The organism is Pseudomonas sp. FW300-N2A2 (assembly GCF_017351735.1).
Taxonomy (GTDB): domain Bacteria; phylum Pseudomonadota; class Gammaproteobacteria; order Pseudomonadales; family Pseudomonadaceae; genus Aquipseudomonas; species Aquipseudomonas migulae.
The window spans coordinates 1-17498 of sequence record NZ_JACNDU010000027.1; the positions used below are offsets into that span (position 1 = coordinate 1).

Here is a 17498-nt window from a genome sequence, read left to right on the forward strand (position 1 = left end):
TGCGTTGATGGCGGCGCAACAGATGGTGGCGGCGGGGGAAACGGGGTCGATCGTGGCGATTCTGTGCGATGGCGGCGAGCGCTATGAGACCAGTTATTACGATCAGGCCTGGCTCAAGGCGCAGGGGTATGAGTTGAGTGGGTTGATGGCGGCGGTGGCAGCGAGTGTCGAGCGCGGCGAGCCGCTTCCAGCGACCGTGCTGCGCGCCAACATCTGACACACCGAAATCCAATGTGGGAGCGAGCCTGCTCGCGATAGCGGTAGACCAGTCAACATCTCAGTTGAATGTTCAGCCGTCATCGCGAGCAGGCTCGCTCCCACAGGGTTCTGCATTGTTTCAGAAATTGCCGGTCAGGCCTCGAGGCCGAGGATATCGCGGGCCACGGCTTCAGCGATGCGAATGCCATCGACACCCGCCGACAGAATCCCGCCCGCATAACCCGCGCCTTCACCCGCCGGGAACAAGCCCTTCACGTTCAGGCTCTGCATCGACTCGTTACGGGTGATCCGCAACGGTGACGACGTGCGCGTCTCGATCCCGGTCAACACCGCGTCATGCAGCGAGTAGCCGCGAATCTGCTTCTCGAACGCCGGCAAGGCTTCGCGAATGGCTTCGATGGCGAATGCCGGCAAGGCCAGCGCCAAATCACCCAGTGCAACACCGGGCTTGTAGGACGGTTCAACGCTGCCCAGCTCGGTGGACGGTTTGCCCGCGATGAAATCGCCAACCAACTGTGCCGGCGCTTCGTAGTTGCTGCCACCCAGCACAAAGGCGTGGGATTCCAGGCGTTCCTGCAACTCGATACCGGCCAGCGGGCCGCCCGGATAATCGACTTCCGGGGTGATCCCGACGACGATCCCGGAGTTGGCGTTGCGCTCGTTACGCGAGTACTGGCTCATGCCGTTGGTCACGACGCGATTCGGCTCGGAGGTCGCCGCGACCACCGTGCCGCCCGGGCACATGCAGAAGCTGTAGACCGAGCGACCGTTCTTGGCGTGGTGCACCAGTTTGTAGTCGGCGGCACCCAGTTTCGGGTGGCCGGCGTACTTGCCCAGGCGCGCGCGGTCGATCAGCGACTGCGGGTGTTCGATACGGAAACCCACCGAGAACGGCTTGGCTTCCATGAACACGCCACGGCCGTGCAGCATGCGGAAAGTGTCGCGGGCGCTGTGGCCGAGGGCCAGAATCACGTGCTTCGAATGGATCTGTTCGCCGCCGTTGAGCTCGACGCCAACCAATTGACCGTCCTCGATCAACACGTCGGTGACGCGCTGTTGGAAGCGTACTTCGCCGCCCAGTGCACGGATCTGCTCACGCATGTTTTCCACAACGCCCGTCAGACGGAACGTACCGATGTGCGGTTTGCTGACGTAGAGGATTTCTTCCGGCGCACCGGCTTTGACGAACTCATGCAGAACTTTGCGCCCGATGAATTTCGGGTCCTTGATCTGGCTGTAGAGCTTGCCGTCGGAGAACGTCCCCGCGCCGCCTTCACCAAATTGCACGTTGGACTCGGGGTTGAGCACGCTTTTACGCCACAGGCCCCAGGTGTCCTTGGTGCGCTGGCGCACTTCGGTGCCGCGCTCGAGGATGATCGGCTTGAAGCCCATTTGCGCGAGCAGCAGCCCGGCGAAAATCCCGCACGGCCCGAAACCTACGACAACCGGGCGTTGCTGCAGATCGGCCGGCGCCTGGCCGACCACTTTGTAGCTGACATCCGGCGCCTCGTTGACGTTACGGTCATCGGCGAATTTGTGCAGCAACGCCGCCTCATCCTTCGCGGTGAGGTCGATGGTGTAGATGAAGCACAGTTCGGAGGATTTTTTGCGCGCATCGTAGCTGCGCTTGAACAAGGTGAAATCGAGCAGGTCATCACTGGCGATACCCAGGCGCTGCACGATGGCAGGGCGCAGGTCTTCTTCGGGATGGTCGATCGGCAGCTTGAGTTCAGTGATTCGTAACATGACGGGATCCGGTTCGCGGGGCGCACAACTGCGCCAAGGCGTTTGAAGGCGGCGATTATAAGCCCCAAAAGCCGAGTCCCGTGAGGCTTAAACGATCAGTCGTCGCGCGATCCGCCGAAATACCCGCAACCACGCTGAACCTGGCCATCAATGCGCAGTTCGGCGCTCATGTGTTGAACACTGCCGGTGCTGCTGTCGACGCAACGTTGCGGTGCGACCCACAGTTCGATGTGCTGGTTATTGGCTTCGGTGCTGAGGTTGAAGCGGCCATCGCCCAGTTGCTCTTCAACATAAGGGACGGCCAGGGGCGGTTGGCCCGCACGGTCGACGACCATGCCTTTGCCACTGACCTTGACGTTCCACTCGGGCCCGTGGCCGGCGGCGCGCAGGATCAACGGTTTGAAATTTGGATCGCCGCAGGCGGTGCCCGAGCGCTCGACGCGGTACAACTGCTCCAGATCGAGGCGGCTGTCGACGATCCGCCCGCGAACGTCAGCGAACAGCTTGCCTTGCGCATTGGCGAGGCTTGCGGCCTCTTGCAGGACGCTGGTGCCGCCGGTGTCGTTGACCACGAAACTGCGCTGCTCATTGCACGGCTGGAACAACAGCTTGCCGTCGGCTGCCGTCAACTGACCCTGCATTCGGGTCTGGCCCACGTGGGAGGCACTTTCATGCGGGCCATCGAACAACTGACAGGCCGCGAACAGTGGAAGCACGGCAACAAGGACTAAGGAACGGGCAACACGCATCTTTGGCTCTCCAGACAAGAGCCGCCACGTTACGCAGCCTGACCGTTCATCACAACCCCGCCGAGGTGTGTTGGTCCACCTGTAGGAGCACAGCTTGCTGGCGAAGGCGATCTTACGGACGCCTTCGCCGGCAAGCCGTGCTCCTACGGATTGTGTTGTTCAGCCGACGTGAAAGGTCTGACCGGTTTGCAGGCCTTCGACGCTTTTGGCGTAGGCCAGTGCCACATCGACAGCCGGAACCGGTTTGAAGCCGCGGAAATACGGCGCGTATTTGCCCATCGCTTCAACCAGGACATTCGGGCTCACCGAGTTCACCCGCAGGCCGCGCGGCAGTTCGATCGCTGCGGCACGCACGAAGCTGTCGATGGCACCGTTGACCAGTGCGGCCGAAGCACCGCTGCGGATCGGGTCGTGGCTGAGCACGCCGGTGGTGAAGGTGAACGATGCGCCGTCATTGGCGAATTCGCGACCGATCAGCAGCAGGTTGACCTGGCCCATCAGCTTGTCGTTCAGGCCGAGGGTGAAACTGTCGGCGGTCATTTCGTTCAGTGGTGCGAAGGTCACGTTGCCCGCCGCGCAAACCAGTGCGTCGAACTTGCCGGTCTGTTCGAACAGTTTGCGAATCGAGGCGCTGTCGCTGATATCCACTTGGAAGTCGCCGCTGTTGCGACCGATGCGGATGACCTCGTGACGCTCGGACAACTCCTTGTCGATCGCCGAACCGATGGTGCCGCCTGCGCCAATCAAAAGAATTTTCATGTTGTTGATCCTCATGTGTGTTGAAAGTGGCTTCAGTCTAGAGTGGTTTTTTCTGCGGATAAGCGCGCTAATAGGCAACCTTTGGTTTTCTAATGGAAACAATCCATGAGCGAGATGGATGATCTGGCGGCGTTTGCAGTGCTGATTGAAGCGGGCAGTTTCACCTTGGCGGCGCAACAACTGGGTTGCAGCAAGGGCCAGTTGTCCAAGCGCATCAGCCTGTTGGAGACGCGGTTTTCCGTGGTGCTGCTGCAACGCACCACCCGCCGCTTGAGCCTGACGGCGGCGGGGGCGGCGCTGTTGCCGCAAGCCCAGGCGCTGGTGGTGCAAGTGGAACGGGCGCGTCAGGCATTGGCGCGGTTGAAGGACGATATGGCAGGGCCGGTGCGTATGACGGTTCCGGTATCGTTGGGAGAAACCTTCTTCGATGGCTTGCTGCTGGAGTTTTCCCACAAGTACCCGCAGGTGCAGATCGAGCTCGACCTCAGCAACAATTACCGTGACTTGTCCCGCGACGGTTTTGATCTGGCGGTTCGCTCCGACGTCGGCAATGACGAGCGTCTGGTGGCGCGACCGCTGTTGGCCTGGCACGAACTGACCTGCGCCAGCCCGGCTTACCTTGAGCAACACGGCGAACCGCTGACCCCACAGTCCCTGGCTGAGCACCAGTGTTTGCTCAACAGCCACTACAGCGGCCGCGAAGAATGGCTGTATCACCAACAGCACGAATTATTGCGGGTGCGTGTATCTGGGCCGTTCGCCAGCAATCATTACAGCCTGCTCAAAAAAGCCGCGCTGGCGGGCGCCGGCATTGCGCGTCTGCCGTCCTACCTGTTGCAGGCCGAATTGGCTGACGGCCGTTTGCGCTGGCTCCTGCGCGATTATCAGACGCGTCGCATGCCGATGTATTTGGTGCATCCGTATCAGGGTGGGTTGCCCAAGCGCACGCAGGTGCTGGCGGATTACTTGATTGGCTGGTTCAAGCGCAGTGGGGAGGCGTTGGACAGGCTGTGAGCCATCACACGGTCCCTGTAGGAGCCGGCTTGCTGGCGATCGCGGTATAACATTCAACAGAGATGCTGACTGATACACCGCCATCGCCAGCAAGCCGGCTCCTACAGGGGGATTTCGTTGTTCGGGGGATTGGGGGCAGACACAAAAAAACGGCCCGAAGGCCGTTTTTTGTTTACCGCGAACGCTTAACCACCGAGGTACGCTTCGCGCACTTTCGGGTCGGTCAGCAGCGCTTCACCGGTGCCTTGCATCACCACGCGGCCGTTCTCCAGAACGTACGCGCGGTCAGCGATTTTCAGCGCCTGGTTGGCGTTTTGCTCGACCAGGAACACCGTCACGCCATCCTTGCGCAGCTGTTCGATGATGTCGAAGATCTGCTGGATGATGATCGGCGCCAGACCCAGCGAAGGCTCGTCGAGCAGCAGCAGCTTGGGCTTGCTCATCAGCGCACGGCCGATGGCGAGCATTTGCTGTTCGCCGCCGGACATGGTGCCGCCGCGCTGATTGAAACGCTCTTTCAGGCGTGGGAAAAGTCCGAGGACCTTGTCCATCTGTTCCTGGTAATCGCCCTTTTCAGTGAAGAAGCCACCCATGGAGAGGTTTTCTTCTACGGTCAGGCGAGCAAACACCCGACGACCTTCCGGCACGACGGCGATGCTCTTGCGCATGATCTGCGACGAACTCTGGCCGACGAGCTCTTCGCCCATGTAGCGGATGCTGCCGCTGTGGGCTTGCGGCGAACCGCAGAGGGTCATCAGCAGGGTCGACTTGCCGGCGCCGTTGGCACCGATCAGGGTCACGATCTCGCCCTGACGGACTTCGACGTTGACGCTGTGCAGCGCCTGGATCTTGCCGTAGAAGGTGGAAACGTTTTCGAATTGCAGCATTTACGCTTCCCCCAGGTAGGCTTTGATCACTTCAGGATTGTCGCGGATCTGTTCCGGCGTACCGTCGGCCAGAGGCGTGCCCTGGTTGATCACGACGATGTGGTCGGAAATGCTCATGACCAGTTTCATGTCATGTTCGATCAGTAGCACGGTGACGTTGTGCTCTTCACGCAGCATGCTGATCAGCGCCTTGAGATCCTCGGTTTCCTTCGGGTTCAGGCCGGCAGCCGGTTCGTCGAGCATGAGGATCCGCGGGCGGGTCATCATGCACCGAGCGATTTCCAGGCGACGTTGCTGACCGTAGGCCAGGGTGCCGGCCGGACGGTTGGCAAACGCCTTGAGGTTGACCTTGTCCAGCCAGTACTCGGCGAACTCCATGGCTTCGCGTTCGCTTTTGCGGAAGCCCGGGGTCTTGAACAGGCCCGCCAGGAAGTTGGTGTTCAGGTGACGGTGCTGGGCGATCAAGAGGTTCTCGACCGCCGTCATGTCCTTGAACAGCCGCACGTTCTGGAAGGTGCGCACCACGCCTTTGAGGGCGATCTTGTGGCCGGGCAGGCCTTCGATCGGCTCGCCGTCCAGCATGATGCTGCCGCCGCTCGGCTTGTAGAAACCGGTCAGGCAGTTGAACACGGTGGTCTTGCCGGCGCCGTTGGGGCCGATCAGTGCCACGACCTGTTTCTCTTTCACGCTCAGGGCTACGCCATTGACGGCCAGCAAGCCGCCGAAGCGCATGCTCAGGTTTTCGACTTTAAGGATCTCGCGGCTCATTTGCGCAGCTCCATGTGAGGACGTTGCATGGGCAGCAGACCTTGAGGACGCCAGATCATCATCAGCACCATCAAGGCGCCGAACATCAACATGCGGTATTCACTGAACTCACGCATCATTTCCGGCAACAGGATCATCACCGTGGCGGCGAGTACGACGCCCAGCTGCGAGCCCATGCCACCCAGCACCACGATGGCGAGGATGGTCGCCGACTCGATGAAGGTGAAGGACTCCGGTGTGACCAGGCCCTGACGCGCGGCGAAGAAGCTGCCCGCGAAACCGGCGAAGCACGCGCCGAGGGTGAAAGCCGAGAGCTTGATGATCGTCGGGTTCAGACCCAGAGCACGGCAGGCGATTTCGTCTTCACGCAACGCTTCCCAGGCGCGGCCCAGGGGCATGCGCAGCAAGCGGTTGATGACGAACAGCGCAAACAGCGCGAGGAACAGCGCGACCAGGTAAAGAAAGATCACCTTGTTGATCGAGTTGTATTCCAGGCCGAAGTACTCGTGGAACGTCTGCAGGCCTTCGGCCGCTTTGCGTTCGAAAGTCAGGCCGAAGAACGTCGGTTTCTCGATGTTGCTGATGCCGTTCGGACCACCGGTGATGTCGGTCAGGTTACGCAGGAACAGACGGATGATTTCGCCGAAGCCCAGGGTCACGATCGCCAGGTAGTCACCGCGCAGACGCAGGACCGGGAAACCGAGCAGGAAGCCGAAAGTGGCCGCCATCAGGCCGGCGATCGGCAGGCAGATCCAGAAGCTCAAGCCGTAGTAGTGCGACAGCAGCGCGTAGCTGTAGGCGCCGACGGCATAGAAGCCGACGTAACCGAGGTCGAGCAGGCCGGCCAGACCGACCACGATGTTCAGGCCCAGGCCGAGCATCACGTAGATCAGCACCAGCGTGGCGATATCCACCGCACCGCGAGAACCGAAGAACGGCCAGACCAGCGCGCCGACGATCAGCGCGATGATGATCCAGCGTTGGGTGGTCGGCAGGGTCAGGAAATTACTGGCCTTGGCCGGCATCACCGGCAGGTTGGGCGAGGATTTCCAGGCCGAGCTGATCTGCTGGTCGAACAGCACCCGCAGGAACATCAGTACCGAGCACACGGCGATGGTGATCAGCGTTGCAGTGCTGGTGCCATGGACTTCGAGGTTGATGCCGACAATGGTCAGCTTCAGACCGAGTACCGGGTAGGCAACGGCCCACACCAGCAAGGCGCTGAACAACGCCTGTTTAAGATTCCTAGTCATACTTTTTCAACCTCCGGACGGCCCAACAGGCCGGTAGGCCGGAACAACAACACCAGAACCAATAGGCCGAACGCCACGACGTCCTTGTACTGGTCGCCGAAGATATCGGCACCGAAGGCTTCCGCCACCCCAAGCACGATCCCGCCGAGCATGGCGCCGGGGATGCTGCCGATACCGCCGAGTACCGCTGCGGTGAAGGCCTTGAGGCCGACCAGGAAACCGGCGTTCGGGTTGATCACGCCATATTGCATGCTCAGCAGCACGGCCGCGATGGCCGCCAGTGCGGCACCGATGACGAAGGTCAGGGCGATGATGTTGTTGGTGTTGATACCCAGCAGGTTGGCCATCTTGATGTCTTCGGCACAGGCGCGGCAGGCGCGACCCAGGCGAGAGCGGGAGATGAACAGCGTCAGGCCGAGCATGGCGATCAGGGTCACCACGAACACCACGATTTGCATGTAGGAAATCAGCACTTCATGTGCGCCACCTGGCCCGATGGCGAAGTTGCCGGGGATCAGGTTGGGGATGGATTTGTCCTTGGAGTCTTGCGCCAGCAGAACCGTGTTCTGCAGGAAAATCGACATGCCGATGGCGGAAATCAGCGGGATCAGACGGTTGCTGCCGCGCAAGGGGCGGTAGGCAATCCGTTCGATGCTGTAACCGTAGGCACTGGTCACGACGATGGTCGCGAGGAAAGCGGCGGTCATCAACAGCGGAACACTGTCGAGTCCCATCATGGACAGGCCCGCAATGGCGATGAACGCCACGTAGGAACCGATCATGTACACCTCGCCGTGGGCGAAGTTGATCATTCCAATGATGCCGTAAACCATCGTATAGCCGATGGCGATCAGGGCATACGTGCTGCCAATGGTCAGACCATTAACCAGCTGTTGGAAGAAGTGATAGATGTCAGGCATTACAGCGCTCCTAAAAACCTGATACGCATTTCACTGGTGGAGTCATTTTCCCGCTCGAGCCCCGTGGATCTGCATCCACTTCGAACGCGAGGTTTGCCAGCGAACCGCTGATGACGGTTTTGAGATTTTCAGGTGGGGAGACTGGCGGATCACGCCAGCGCGGCCCAATACGTTCGTAAAACAAAGCCCACGGCACGCCGTGGGCTTTATTGGCAGTCAGTCAGGCAACGCCTTACTGAGGCTTGGCTTCAGTTTTTGGTTTGCCGAAGTGCCACTCGTAAACCACAAATTTGAAGTCTTTCAGGTCGCCCTTGTCGTCGAAGCTCAGGTCGCCGGTAGGGGTCTTGAAGGTGCCTTTGTGGATGGCTTCAGCCACTTTGGCGGAGTCTTCGGACTTGGCAGCCTTGATACCATCGGCAATTACAGTCACCGCCGAGTAGGCCGGGAACACGAACGGACCGCTCGGGTCTTCTTTCTTCGCTTTGAACGCGTCAGCCAGGGCGATGTTGGCAGGATCCTGGTCGAAGGATTTCGGCAGGGTCACCAGCAGGCCTTCGGAAGCTTCCTTGGCGATCTGCGAAATGGAGTCGTTACCCACGCCTTCCGGACCCATGAACTTGGCTTTCAGGCCTTTTTCCTGGGATTGACGCAGGATCAGACCCAGCTCCGGGTGGTAGCCGCCGTAGTAGACGAAGTCGACGTTGGCTTGCTTGAGCTTGGAGACCATCGAAGAGAAGTCTTTGTCGCCGGCGTTGATGCCTTCGAACACGGCAACCTTGACGCCTTTGCCTTCCAGGGTTTTCTTCACGGCACTGGCGATGCCTTCACCGTATTGCTGTTTGTCGTGCAGGACAGCAACGATCTTCGGTTTTACGAAGTCGGCAATGTAGTTACCGGCGGCAGGGCCCTGGGCGCTGTCCAGACCGATAGTACGGAAGATCATTTTGTAACCGCGATTGGTGATGTCCGGGCTGGTGGCAGCCGGGGTGATCATGATCACGCCTTCGTCTTCGTAGATGTCCGAAGCCGGTTGAGTGGAGCTGGAGCACAGGTGACCGACTACGAACTTGACGCCGTCGTTGACGACCTTGTTCGCTACAGCCACAGCTTGTTTTGGATCACAGGCGTCATCGTATTCAACGGCTTCGAGTTTCTTGCCGTCTACGCCGCCCTTGGCGTTGATCTGTTCGATGGCCATTTTGGCGCCACTGAACTGCATGTCGCCGTATTGGGCTACAGGGCCGGTTTTAGGGCCGGCGATGCCGATCTTGATGGTGTCAGCTGCGAACGAATGGCTGGCAACCCCGGCCAGAACCATAGCGGCAAACAGTTTGGAAATCTGCTTAGTAGCCTTAGTCATAGTGCTCCACTCTTACTGTTGTAGTTTTTATAGTCCTGGCGCCGTAGCAGCAGAACCGGGTCAGATATCTTCGAATATCCTCCGGAAAATGCCCCCGGCAACTGTACCGGTACAGTGTAGAGCGCCGATTGTTAGCCTGGGAAGGCAGCGCCGGGGGGCAAAACCTGAGGGTGTCGCTTTTTTGAAAGAAAAAGACAGAATTGCGGCGGGGGTTGTAGCTGAATTCTCAGCAATCCTTGGCTTTCCTGCAGTTTTCAATCGGTAACTCAATTGCATCCGGGTTTTTCTGCCTGACCACCGACGTTATCATCCACGTCGATTTCTTTTCCGGACAGGACCCATGACTCAAGAACCTAGCACCCTCTATGCCAAGCTGCTTGGTGAAACCGCATCTATTACCTGGAAGGAGCTGGAGCCCTTCTTCGCCAAGGGTGCCCTATTGTGGGTCGATCCCGGTCTGGATTTGATCGCGGTGGCCGAGGCTGTGGCGACGGACGAAGGGACGAAAGTGGCTGCCTGGCTGGCCGCCGACACGGTCGCCAAGCTGTCTGAAACGCGGGCGCTGGATCTTTTCGAACGTGATCCGGAGTTGTGGGCAGTGGTGGTTTCGCCGTGGATTCTGATCCAGGAAAGGGCGACGAAGTGAAGTTGTGCACCGAATGAGTGCGTCGCTTCGCCGGGGAAAAGTGTGTAGCCGAGTAGCGTGATGGCATGTTGCCGTAGAGAAAGGCCACAGGCGGAGTTGGCATAACGGTGACGTAAACGTAACGGGCACAGTTTATTGAGCAGCCGATGGGCTGCTTAATTGTTTCTGGATGTTGGATTTGGGGGGCTATTCAGGCTGGGAGGCGTGGGTTGTGTACATATCCATTGCTGCGGTAACGGCTGCTAATGGTTTCGCCCTTACGGCGAGTCACTTGGAAAAGCCCCAAGTAACCAAGGGCTCTTGCCCCTTTCGTCCGGTGCCTCGCCATGGCTCGGCATACCCTCGCTCCGGTCCTGCTCCGTGGGCCCGCCGCCATCGGCCATCCATGGCCGGGGGCGGCTAACCCGGCATCCATGCCGGGTTGCCCACTGCGCAGAACCTCCACTCGGCCTCCCCATGGGGCAAGCAGATCAAATTCAAAAGCCAGATCAACAGCGCGCGAGGCGGCCTTAAAGCCGACCTGGCTCTTTGGTGGTCCGCGTTGTCCTTCTTTGTTTCGTACACTCATTCCGGACTTGTACACCAATCCCCTGTAGGAGCCGGCTTGCTGGCGATGGACGTTAACGATGACGCGGGCTGCCTGAATGTGCGCGGTGGCTGGGCGTTTTTCGCGAGCAGGCTCGCTCCTACATGGGAGCGGCGTCAGCACGGTCAAACAAGCGCAGCGCGCCCGCTTGACGCCCCGGTCGGCCCAGAGGCCGCTTCGTTTTTGATTTTGATTTTGATTTTGATTTTGATCGCAAGCGCCCCGTTAACCACGCTGGCCGAACGCAGGCATTGCGCAGCGGGGAAACCGGCAAGGATGCCGGTTTAGCCGCGCTGGGCCAGGGATGGCCCATCGCGGCGACCCGCGGAGCAATGCCGGAGTTGAGGGCACACCGAGCCTAGGCGAGGTGCCAAGTGGTGGGGCAAGAGCGCTTGGTTACTTGGCGCTCTTCCAAGTAACTCGCCGTAAGGGCGAAACCAATATCAGCCATCACCCAAAAAACGGATATGCCCCCCAAGCTTGAATCTAAAAGCCTGAGGAGCGGCATCAGATCAGACGGTAAACGTCTTGCCCGTGTGGTTATTAAGCGAAATAACCTTGGTCTTGCCAATCCGGTGACGGTAGATCTCGCGCAGGTACTTGATCGCCTTTTTCACGCAATCGCGCGACAGGCGAATGTCATTGATCGAGACAAATTTTTCCTTGTCGTTGATCAGCTCGCGGTACTTCTTCTCGTACATCGGTTTGATCGCATACCAGTTGGTATCGAGGATCTTCGCCGGGTTCTCGAACTCGTTCAGCAAGTCGTCGATCAGCTCTTCGTTGAAGTCTTCGTTGATGATGAAGTCGAGGATCGAGTTGTCCAGCGTGTCGTCGAAGCGGTACGGGTTCTTCGCGAAGCAGCGCTTGATGAAGGCCACGATCAGCGTCAGGAAGTCGTCCGACAGGCACGGGCTCTTGGCGATCAAGGTGGTCAGCGACAAGTTGGCCGACGCGCCGATCACCAGCGCATAACGCTTGAGCGTGGTGTTCGGGAACAGGCTGTTGAGGTGAGTCTTCAACCGGTTCAGGTCCATGTACGACAGCTTGTAGTCTTTTGGCAGCGAAACAATCGACACCACCGACGAGCAGTTCTTGAAGAAGTGCAGGTCGTGCAACGCGGCCGCGTCGTAACCGGAATTCTTGTACTGCTCCAGCGAGGCGCGATAGCGCTTGGACTCGATCGGCAGCAGGCTGATGCCTTCAATGGCCTGGGTCACTTTGTTGAAGTGCGGCAGGTCGATGGAGCGGAAGAACAGGTCATCGATGTTCAGGCGCTGCGGCTCTTTCTCGAACACCTTGAACTTGTCACTGCTTGGCGGCGGGGTTTCCGGCACGACGGATTCTGCGTAGGCAATCGCCACCGGGCCGGCCAGGCTCATGAACAGGTCGTTGGCGTCGAGGCGAATGGTTTCGCCGATGTCGATGCCGGCGCGACGGAAATAGTTCTGGTCGTAGTCAGTCGTGACCGCCTGCGCCGTCAGAATGTTGAAGATCTGCTGCGAAATGTATTGGTTGGCGTGCTTTTCCATCGCGTTGACGTCGATGTTCTGGATGTTGCCGTCATCGCTTTCTTCGGCATAACGCATGATGTCGTTGGAAATCAGCATCATCGCGTTCCATGGGCGGATACGGCCCATGACGCTGGCTTCGCTGCTGTCTTCGTTGGCGAAGTTGTAGGAGAAGTCCCATTCTTCCGAGAGGTATTTGCACAGCAGGCGACCGGCGTTGATGTGCAGCGCCTCGGACATTTCACTGCGGTGATCGGAAATGTTCGGCAGCACGCAGATGCCGCTGGTGAAGATCGGTTCGAAGACGAAGGAATGACCGCTTTTGCCGTCGTGCTCGTCCATCGGCTTGGTGTCGAACGTCTTGTTCATGTACGAGTGCTGCTGGGCCAGGCCGAATTCCGAAGCCATGCCCGAACCGGTACCGCCGCCGGCACTGAAGATCGAGAAGTACAGGCGCGACTGGTTAGCCTTGATGCCGCAGCTGTCGATCAGGTACGAGTGAATCATTTTCCAGTCCGGGCTGGAGAAACGCTGGGTGTCCTTGTTCAGGATGATCTTGGCCAGGTACTGACCGAGGATCGGCGCGTTACCGGCGCCACCGGCGTGGACTTCCGACAAGTCCATGATCTTCATTTTGCTGTAGTCGCGCAGGAAGCCGCTTTTTTCGCCTTTGCGCGAGAAACGGATGCGACCGGCGATGTCTTTGTCGAGGTCGCCGAGCATTACCAGTGGTTCGACCAGGAACACCGGCTTGGTGGCCTTGTTCGGGCCCAGGCGCAGGTTGTTGCGGATCCACTGGGCCGGGCTGTAACCCTTTTCCGCGTAGCGCTTGTCCGGCGACAGGCGATCTTCGTTGTTGAATTCGTTGAGGTAGAACTTGCGGGCGTTGTACACCAGCTCCGCGACGTCCAGCGCGATGTTCGAGCCGCAGCGACCGAGGCCGATCAGGCACACCGACGGGAATTCCTGATCGTTGTGCTGTTCGTTATCGCCTTCCAGGTGCGGCGGGCGCGGGAACACCATGTCGCGCAGACCGTCGAGGTTATCGAGGATGCGGTCGGTATTGGTCTCGGTGAAGTACAGGTATTGCTGAGTCGCCAACGGGCGCGAGGGGCTCAATGGCTTCGACGGCGTGGGGCTGTTCGCCGCGGGGCTCAGCGTCAGATCGGAAATCGCAGTGGCCGGATTGTTTTTAGAAGTCATTGTGCGCCATGTACCTGGGCTGGTTGGCTGGACGACAACGTGTCGTCAAACCATCACGGATGGGTTCTCGCGTCTTTTTTCAGCGCGTATTGGGCCCAAGCGTCAGGGACTGGGCCTGAACATCACTCGGGGGAATCCTTTCCTTAGTCATGATGAATCGGCCAATATTTGGCGATCTTTAATGAAAAAGGAGGCCAAATGATGTCAACCCTACCTTCGTTGGGTTTTGCCGGTATCGGCCTTATGGGCCTGCCGATGTGTCGGCGCCTGCTGGCTGCGGGGTTTTCGCTGACTGTATGGAACCGTAATCCGGCCAAATGTGCTCCGCTGGTCGAGGCGGGTGCGCGACAAGTTGCCACGCCTGCCGAGCTGTGTCGGCACGCCGATGTGCTGATGTTGTGCCTGGCCGACACGGCCGTGGTGCGCGAGGTGGTGTTTGGTCCGGGCGGAGTGGCTGAAGGTGGGAAAAGCGGCCAGTTGCTGGTGGATTTTTCCAGCCTGGAACCCACCGCGACGCGGGAAATGTCGGCGCAGTTGGCCAGCCAGACCGGCATGCGCTGGCTGGATGCTCCGGTGTCCGGGGGCGTTATCGGCGCCGAGGCCGGGAGCCTGGCGATCATGGTGGGCGGCGAAGCGGCGGACCTTGAGCGTGTCAGGCCTGTTCTGCTCAGCCTCGGCCAACGTGTCACTCATATGGGCGCGGTCGGGGCGGGGCAGGTGACCAAGGCCTGCAATCAGATGATCGTTGCCTGTAACGCTCTGGTCATCGCCGAAGTCGTGGCGCTGGCCGAACGTTCCGGTGTGCAGGCCAGCCTGATTGCCGAAGCGCTCGCCGGCGGTTTTGCCGATTCAAAGCCGTTGCAGATCCTCGCCCCGCAAATGGCCGAAAGCCGTTTTGAACCGGTGAAATGGCACGTGCGCACGCTGCTCAAGGACCTCGATACCGCGGTGAAATTTTCCCGTGAGCAAGGTTCGGCCACGCCCATCAGCGGATTGGCCGCACAATTGATGCGGTTGCATGGTAGCCAGGGATTCCTGGAAAAAGATCCGTCGACCCTGGTGCAGCTGTACCGCGAACCGGACTCAGCGGGCTGATCGTGTGCCCGTGTTGGCGCTGGTTGATTTCACTCAGCACCGGACGCAGTTCCGCCAGCGGCACCGGGCGGCTGAGCAGGTAGCCCTGGACGAAATCGCAGCCGTTGCGCTGGAGAAACTCGTATTGCTCAAGGGTTTCGACGCCTTCGGTGATCACCTGCAAATGCAGGGTGTGAGCCATGACGATAATCGCCTGAACGATTTCCATGTCCTGAGTCGACTTGGGAATGTCCTGGATGAACGAGCGATCGATCTTCAGCGAGTTGAGCGGCAGGCGCTTGAGGTAGGCGAGGGAGGAATAACCGGTGCCGAATTCGTCGATCGACAGCGACACGCCGAGGGCGCGGATCTGGCGCAACAACACCAGCGAATTGGCGATGTTGACCATCAGCGCGTTCTCGGTCACTTCCAGTTCCAGTCGCTGCGGCGCCACTCCGGCAACCCGCAACGCGTGTTCGATTTCATCGGCGAGGTCTTCGCGCGCCAGGTTCAGCGGCGAGCAGTTGACGGCGATGTGCAGTTCTTCGTAGCCCTGACGTGACAACTCGCTCAGGTCCTCGCAGGCTTTGCGCAGAACCCAATTGTCCAGCTCGGCAATCAACCCGTTGGCCTCGGCGATGGCAATGAAGCGGTCTGGTGTCAGCAGCCCGTGAACCGGATGTTGCCAGCGGACCAGCGCTTCCAGCTTGCTGACCTGTGCGGTTTGCAAGTCGAAAATCGGTTGGTAATGCAGGATCAGCCCGGTGTTTTCATGCAGGGCGTGGCGCAGTTCCTCTTCGAGTTGCAGCTCCAGCGTGGCTCGGGTTTTCAGGTTCGGGCTGAAGAAATTCAGGCCATTGCGGCCGCCGCCCTTGGACTGGTACAGCGCCAGGTCGGCGTGTTTCAGCAATTCCTCGCAGGTGGTGCCATCCTCCGGAAACAGGCTGATGCCGATGCTGGTGGTCATGACCATGCGCCGCCCGGACAGCTCGATCGGTTCCTTCATCTTCAGCATGATGCGCTGGGCCATGGCCCGTGCTTCCTCGCGTTCACGCAGGCTGATGAGGAGGCAGAACTCGTCACCGCCGAAACGCGCCACCACATCTTCGTGGCTGCGAACCGAACCCTTGATGTGCTGGGCCAGGACTTTGAGCAATTCGTCGCCGGCGTCGTGGCCGAGGCTGTCGTTGATCCGCTTGAAGTGGTCGATGTCCAGAAACATCACCGCGAGCATGCCGCCTTCATCGGTTTTCTGGAGCAGCTTCTCGGCGAAAATCTGGTTGAAGCCGCGGCGGTTGATCAGGTTGGTCAGGGCGTCATAGTTCGCCACTTCTTGCAGCGACATGCGCGCCTGATCCAGTTGGCCGAGCAGCGTGTTGACCCGTTGCAGGTCGCGTTCCTTGTGTTGCAGTTTCTTGTCCGCCAGTGCTGCGCCGATGCTGCTGCCGATGATCAGCAGCGTGATGACCGCCACCGTCAGCCCCAGTTGCAGGTGATTGTTGTCACCGGGCAACGTCAGCGGGCTGCCGGTCGGCAGCACCAGGCTGAAGGCGGCCATGCCAGTGAAATGCATGCTGATAATGCCCGCCCCGAGCACCAGGCTGGCGCTGAATTTGACCAATTGATGGAGCAGGCCAGAGCCTTCGCGCAATCGACTCGACAGCAACAGCGCCGCGAGGCTGGCGCCAATGGCGATGACGATGGAAAGGATGAACAGCACCGGTTCGTAATACGTCATCGCATTCGAACGCATCGCCGCCATGCCCACGTAATGCATGATCGCGATGCCCAGGCCAATGCAAATGGCCGCCTGGATGTACTGCCGGATGCTCAGGTGAGGATGACTGAGGGTGTGCATCGCCAGCCACGAGGCGAACAGGGCAATCAGCAGGGAGGCAAGGGTGACGGGCAGTTCGTATTGAATCTCGACCGGCGCCTGGAACGCCAGCATGCCGATGAAGTGCATGGCCCAGATGCCGCCGGCCAGGCACCCGGCGCCGATCCAGCGCCACAGCCGTTGTGACGCCGGGTTTTCCGAATGCCCGACCCGTTCGGCCATGTCCAGCGTGGCGAAGCCGCCCACACAGGCGACCAGATAGGCCAGCAGCACCAGAAAAGGATCATGTGTGCAATTGAGGACAACTTGCCCGTTCGCGGTCAGCTCGGTAAAAAAATGCAAACCAAGCCACTCCATAGCATGCCCCGTCTTGTCCCGGCCCGCGCCATGCACGCTGGCGAATGCTTTGGAGTATAGAGGTCATACAAAGAGCGTCAGCGGTGATGGCACATTGGCACTAATGATTTTGGCATAAGTGTTATAGCGTTTACGGCTAAGGCTCAGGCGATCTGCTCATAAGGTAAATCGGGTTGCAGCGCTGGTAACCCGAAGGCGGCTCGTGCCGCATCGCAATCCACATTCGCCTCGCCGTTGGCCCAGGAAGCATCGAACTCCCGGCAAGTGCTGGAGCGTTGGTCGTAAATCGAGCATTGCACCGCGGTGCCGACTTCACCGACCAATCCGACACAACGAGTCGGTTTGCAGTCGGTTCCGAGCATGGCCACCCGGCTGGGGCTGATCGGCGCCACCAGTTCATCGGGCACTACACCTCCGGCCGAGGTGCATTCACCCCAGAAAAAAGACACGCGAAAGTGAGAACAGCAGGCACCGCAATTCAGACACGGACTGGCTTCGGACATGGGCGATAATCAAAGGAGGGATGGGGGCATGGTGTGGCAGACAAGGCCGCTATTCTAGGCTTCGCCTCGGGCTTTGGAAGGGGGGCACAGAGGTATTTTTCAACGG

Annotated in this window: 14 protein-coding genes and 1 pseudogene; 4 read left to right on the top strand and 11 right to left on the bottom strand. The window is 59.6% G+C overall.

What is annotated here, in order from left to right; translation table 11 throughout:
- Positions 1-217: pseudogene (locus J4E42_RS23925) on the top strand (PLP-dependent cysteine synthase family protein); the annotation flags it as partial.
- 134 nt (positions 218-351) lie between these two features.
- On the opposite strand, the gene J4E42_RS23930 reads toward J4E42_RS23925, so the two are convergent.
- From J4E42_RS23930 to J4E42_RS23940, 3 genes are all read right to left on the bottom strand, one after another.
- Positions 352-1965: an NAD(P)/FAD-dependent oxidoreductase gene (locus tag J4E42_RS23930; protein ID WP_207286325.1), complete on the bottom strand. Its 1614-nt coding sequence runs from the start codon at positions 1963-1965 to the stop codon at positions 352-354.
- 95 nt (positions 1966-2060) lie between these two features.
- Positions 2061-2714, bottom strand: a complete 654-nt coding sequence (locus J4E42_RS23935; RefSeq protein WP_207286326.1) for a COG3650 family protein — start codon at positions 2712-2714, stop codon at positions 2061-2063.
- A 159-nt stretch (positions 2715-2873) separates the two neighbouring features.
- Complete coding sequence (locus J4E42_RS23940; protein WP_008034386.1) at positions 2874-3473, bottom strand: short chain dehydrogenase; 600 nt, start codon at positions 3471-3473, stop codon at positions 2874-2876.
- 105 nt (positions 3474-3578) lie between these two features.
- Between J4E42_RS23940 and J4E42_RS23945 the strand changes: the two genes are divergently transcribed.
- The gene (locus tag J4E42_RS23945; protein ID WP_008034383.1) at positions 3579-4487 is read left to right on the top strand and encodes a LysR family transcriptional regulator; all 909 of its coding nucleotides are present in this window, start codon (positions 3579-3581) and stop codon (positions 4485-4487) included.
- A gap of 185 nt (positions 4488-4672) precedes the next feature.
- Here J4E42_RS23945 and J4E42_RS23950 read toward each other — a convergent pair whose 3' ends face one another.
- The 5 genes from J4E42_RS23950 to J4E42_RS23970 all read right to left on the bottom strand — a co-directional run bounded on the left by J4E42_RS23950 (position 4673) and on the right by J4E42_RS23970 (position 9675).
- Positions 4673-5374 (bottom strand): ABC transporter ATP-binding protein, encoded by a 702-nt coding sequence (locus tag J4E42_RS23950; RefSeq protein ID WP_008034381.1) that lies wholly within the window; start codon positions 5372-5374, stop codon positions 4673-4675.
- Positions 5375-6142, bottom strand: coding sequence for a high-affinity branched-chain amino acid ABC transporter ATP-binding protein LivG (livG, locus tag J4E42_RS23955; RefSeq protein ID WP_008034380.1), 768 nt, complete (start codon positions 6140-6142; stop codon positions 5375-5377). It abuts the gene before it with no gap.
- Positions 6139-7395 (bottom strand): high-affinity branched-chain amino acid ABC transporter permease LivM, encoded by a 1257-nt coding sequence (locus J4E42_RS23960; RefSeq protein ID WP_008034379.1) that lies wholly within the window; start codon positions 7393-7395, stop codon positions 6139-6141. The genes livG and J4E42_RS23960 overlap by 4 nt, the downstream gene beginning before the upstream one ends.
- A complete protein-coding gene (gene livH, locus J4E42_RS23965; RefSeq protein WP_008034378.1) occupies positions 7392-8315 on the bottom strand; it encodes a high-affinity branched-chain amino acid ABC transporter permease LivH in 924 nt (307 codons plus the stop codon). The genes J4E42_RS23960 and livH overlap by 4 nt, the downstream gene beginning before the upstream one ends.
- A gap of 232 nt (positions 8316-8547) precedes the next feature.
- Positions 8548-9675 carry a branched-chain amino acid ABC transporter substrate-binding protein gene (locus tag J4E42_RS23970; protein WP_192228640.1) on the bottom strand — a complete coding sequence of 376 codons (1128 nt, stop codon included), beginning with the start codon at positions 9673-9675 and terminating at the stop codon, positions 8548-8550.
- Positions 9676-10015: 340 nt separating this feature from the next.
- Between J4E42_RS23970 and J4E42_RS23975 the strand changes: the two genes are divergently transcribed.
- Positions 10016-10321: a DUF2288 domain-containing protein gene (locus J4E42_RS23975; protein WP_008043547.1), complete on the top strand. Its 306-nt coding sequence runs from the start codon at positions 10016-10018 to the stop codon at positions 10319-10321.
- Positions 10322-11419: 1098 nt separating this feature from the next.
- Here the strand turns inward: J4E42_RS23975 and J4E42_RS23980 are convergent.
- The gene (locus J4E42_RS23980) at positions 11420-13621 is read right to left on the bottom strand and encodes a hypothetical protein (RefSeq protein ID WP_008034213.1); all 2202 of its coding nucleotides are present in this window, start codon (positions 13619-13621) and stop codon (positions 11420-11422) included.
- Between the two features lie 198 nt (positions 13622-13819).
- Between J4E42_RS23980 and J4E42_RS23985 the strand changes: the two genes are divergently transcribed.
- Positions 13820-14716, top strand: coding sequence for an NAD(P)-dependent oxidoreductase (locus J4E42_RS23985; protein ID WP_207286327.1), 897 nt, complete (start codon positions 13820-13822; stop codon positions 14714-14716).
- On the opposite strand, the gene J4E42_RS23990 is transcribed toward J4E42_RS23985, so the two are convergent.
- Both J4E42_RS23990 and J4E42_RS23995 read right to left on the bottom strand, forming a co-directional pair.
- Positions 14607-16889, bottom strand: a complete 2283-nt coding sequence (locus tag J4E42_RS23990) for a bifunctional diguanylate cyclase/phosphodiesterase (protein WP_207286328.1) — start codon at positions 16887-16889, stop codon at positions 14607-14609. The two genes, J4E42_RS23985 and J4E42_RS23990, sit on opposite strands and share 110 nt — an antisense overlap.
- A gap of 143 nt (positions 16890-17032) precedes the next feature.
- Complete coding sequence (locus tag J4E42_RS23995; protein ID WP_032829148.1) at positions 17033-17392, bottom strand: YkgJ family cysteine cluster protein; 360 nt, start codon at positions 17390-17392, stop codon at positions 17033-17035.
- Between the last annotated feature and the right edge of the window lie 106 nt (positions 17393-17498).

Bases quoted from the DNA above. Each gene is read 5' to 3' on its own strand.
- J4E42_RS23960 (WP_008034379.1), bottom strand. From the start codon at position 7,395: ATGACTAGGAATCTTAAACAGGCGTTGTTCAGCGCCTTGCTGGTGTGG.
- J4E42_RS23975 (WP_008043547.1), top strand. From the start codon at position 10,016: ATGACTCAAGAACCTAGCACCCTCTATGCCAAGCTGCTTGGTGAAACC.
- J4E42_RS23980 (WP_008034213.1), bottom strand. From the start codon at position 13,621: ATGACTTCTAAAAACAATCCGGCCACTGCGATTTCCGATCTGACGCTG.
- J4E42_RS23985 (WP_207286327.1), top strand. From the start codon at position 13,820: ATGATGTCAACCCTACCTTCGTTGGGTTTTGCCGGTATCGGCCTTATG.
- J4E42_RS23945 (WP_008034383.1), top strand. From the start codon at position 3,579: ATGAGCGAGATGGATGATCTGGCGGCGTTTGCAGTGCTGATTGAAGCG.
- J4E42_RS23935 (WP_207286326.1), bottom strand. From the start codon at position 2,714: ATGCGTGTTGCCCGTTCCTTAGTCCTTGTTGCCGTGCTTCCACTGTTC.
- livG (WP_008034380.1), bottom strand. From the start codon at position 6,142: ATGAGCCGCGAGATCCTTAAAGTCGAAAACCTGAGCATGCGCTTCGGC.
- J4E42_RS23970 (WP_192228640.1), bottom strand. From the start codon at position 9,675: ATGACTAAGGCTACTAAGCAGATTTCCAAACTGTTTGCCGCTATGGTT.
- J4E42_RS23940 (WP_008034386.1), bottom strand. From the start codon at position 3,473: ATGAAAATTCTTTTGATTGGCGCAGGCGGCACCATCGGTTCGGCGATC.
- J4E42_RS23990 (WP_207286328.1), bottom strand. From the start codon at position 16,889: ATGGAGTGGCTTGGTTTGCATTTTTTTACCGAGCTGACCGCGAACGGG.
- J4E42_RS23995 (WP_032829148.1), bottom strand. From the start codon at position 17,392: ATGTCCGAAGCCAGTCCGTGTCTGAATTGCGGTGCCTGCTGTTCTCAC.
- J4E42_RS23950 (WP_008034381.1), bottom strand. From the start codon at position 5,374: ATGCTGCAATTCGAAAACGTTTCCACCTTCTACGGCAAGATCCAGGCG.
- J4E42_RS23930 (WP_207286325.1), bottom strand. From the start codon at position 1,965: ATGTTACGAATCACTGAACTCAAGCTGCCGATCGACCATCCCGAAGAA.
- livH (WP_008034378.1), bottom strand. From the start codon at position 8,315: ATGCCTGACATCTATCACTTCTTCCAACAGCTGGTTAATGGTCTGACC.